General features: G+C 70.2%; 2 protein-coding genes. Both read left to right on the top strand.

All coding sequences use genetic code 11. From position 1 onward, the window contains the following. Nucleotides 1-12: 12 nt before the first annotated feature. Nucleotides 13-1,209 (top strand): ADP-forming succinate--CoA ligase subunit beta, encoded by a 1,197-nt coding sequence (gene sucC, locus ACLBXP_RS25195; RefSeq protein ID WP_447670579.1) that lies wholly within the window; start codon nt 13-15, stop codon nt 1,207-1,209. A 1-nt stretch (nt 1,210) separates the two neighbouring features. After that, nucleotides 1,211-1,842: succinate--CoA ligase subunit alpha (sucD, locus tag ACLBXP_RS25190; RefSeq protein WP_447670578.1), on the top strand; the 632-nt coding region annotated here is incomplete at its 3' end.

Genomic DNA, 1,842 nt, shown 5'->3' with positions numbered 1-1,842 from the left:
GACGAGGTCGCGATGAACATACACGAGTATCAGGCGAAGGCGGTCCTGCGGGAGTTCGGTGTCCCGGTCTCGCGCGGGGTGGCGATCTTCGACGCCGGCGAGGCCGAGGCGGCCGCGACCGAGCTCGGCGGGCCGGTCTGGGTCGTCAAGAGCCAGATCCACGCCGGCGGGCGCGGCAAGGGCACCTTCAAGGGCGCACCCGCCGGCGCCAAGGGCGGCGTGCGCGTCTCCAAGTCCGTCGCCGAGGTCGTCCAGAACGCCCGCGAGATGCTCGGGCAGACCCTCGTCACCGTTCAGACCGGCGAGGCCGGCCGCCCGGTCAACCGCCTCTACGTCGAGGACGGCGCCCAGATCGCCGCCGAGTTCTACCTCTCCATGCTGGTCGACCGCGAGAGCGGCGGCGTCGCCTTCGTGGTCTCCACCGAGGGCGGCATGGACATCGAGGCGGTCGCCCACGACACGCCCGAGAAGATCCACACCATCCCGGTCGACCCCGCCACCGGCATCATGCCCCACCACGGCCGCGCCGTCGCCAAGGCGCTCGGCCTCTCGGGGCCCCAGGCCAAGGAGGCCGAGGCGCTCACGAGCAAGCTCTACGCCGCCTTCACGGGCAAGGACATGAGCCTCTTGGAGATCAACCCGCTGGTGCTCACCGGCGACGGCCATCTCGCCTGCCTCGACGCCAAGGTCAGCTTCGACGCCAACGCCCTCTACCGCCACCCCGACGTCCTGGCGCTGCGCGACGAGTCGGAGGAGGACGCCAAGGAGATCGAGGCCTCCAAGTACGACCTCGCCTACATCGCGCTCGACGGCACCATCGGCTGCATGGTCAACGGCGCAGGGCTCGCCATGGCCACGCTCGACATCATCCAGCTCTACGGCGAGAGCCCGGCCAACTTCCTCGACGTGGGCGGGGGCGCCAGCGAGGAGAAGGTCACGGCGGCCTTCAAGATCATCACCGCCGACCCGAACGTGCGCGGCATCCTGGTCAACATCTTCGGCGGGATCATGAAGTGCGACGTGATCGCCCGGGGCGTGATCGCGGCGGTGCGGACGGTGGGGCTGTCGGTGCCGCTGGTGGTGCGGCTGGAGGGCACGAACGTCGAGGAGGGCAAGGCGATCATCCGGGGCTCGGGGCTGAACGTGATCCCGGCCGACGACCTCGACGACGCGGCCCAGAAGATCGTGGCGGCGGTGAAGGGAGCCTGAGATGTCCATCCTGATCGACAAGGCCACGCGGGTGCTCTGCCAGGGCTTCACCGGCAAGAACGGCACCTTCCATTCCGAGCAGGCGCTGGCCTACGGCACGCAGGTGGTCGGGGGCACGAGCCCGGGCAAGGGCGGCGCGACGCATCTGGGGCTGCCGGTGTTCGACACGGTGGCGGAGGCGCGCGAGCGCACGGGGGCGGATGCGAGCGTGGTCTACGTGCCGCCGCCGGGGGCGGCGGACGCGATCCTGGAGGCGGTGGCCGCGGAGGTGCCGCTGATCGTGTGCATCACGGAAGGCATCCCGGTGCTCGACATGGTTCGGGTGAAGCGCGCGCTCGCCGGCTCGAAGTCGCGGCTGGTGGGTCCGAACTGCCCCGGGATCGTGACGGCGGGCCAGGCGAAGATCGGGATCATGCCGGCCAACATCTTCCGGCCGGGCAAGGTCGGGATCGTGTCGCGCTCGGGCACGCTGACCTACGAGGCGGTGTTCCAGACGAGCCAGGTGGGCCTCGGCCAGACGACGGCGGTGGGGATTGGGGGCGACCCCGTGAAGGGCACGGAGTTCATCGACGTGCTGGAGCTGTTTCTGGGCGATCCGGAGACGGACGCGATCGTGATGATCGGCGAGATCGG

It is taken from the genome of Methylobacterium sp. A54F (assembly GCF_053346035.1).
Note: the sequence above shows the minus strand (reverse complement) of the source record. Positions and strands in the feature narration are given on the sequence as shown.

Excerpts from the sequence above, each read along its gene's own strand:
- sucC (WP_447670579.1), top strand. The coding sequence starts at position 13 with ATGAACATACACGAGTATCAGGCGAAGGCGGTCCTGCGGGAGTTCGGT.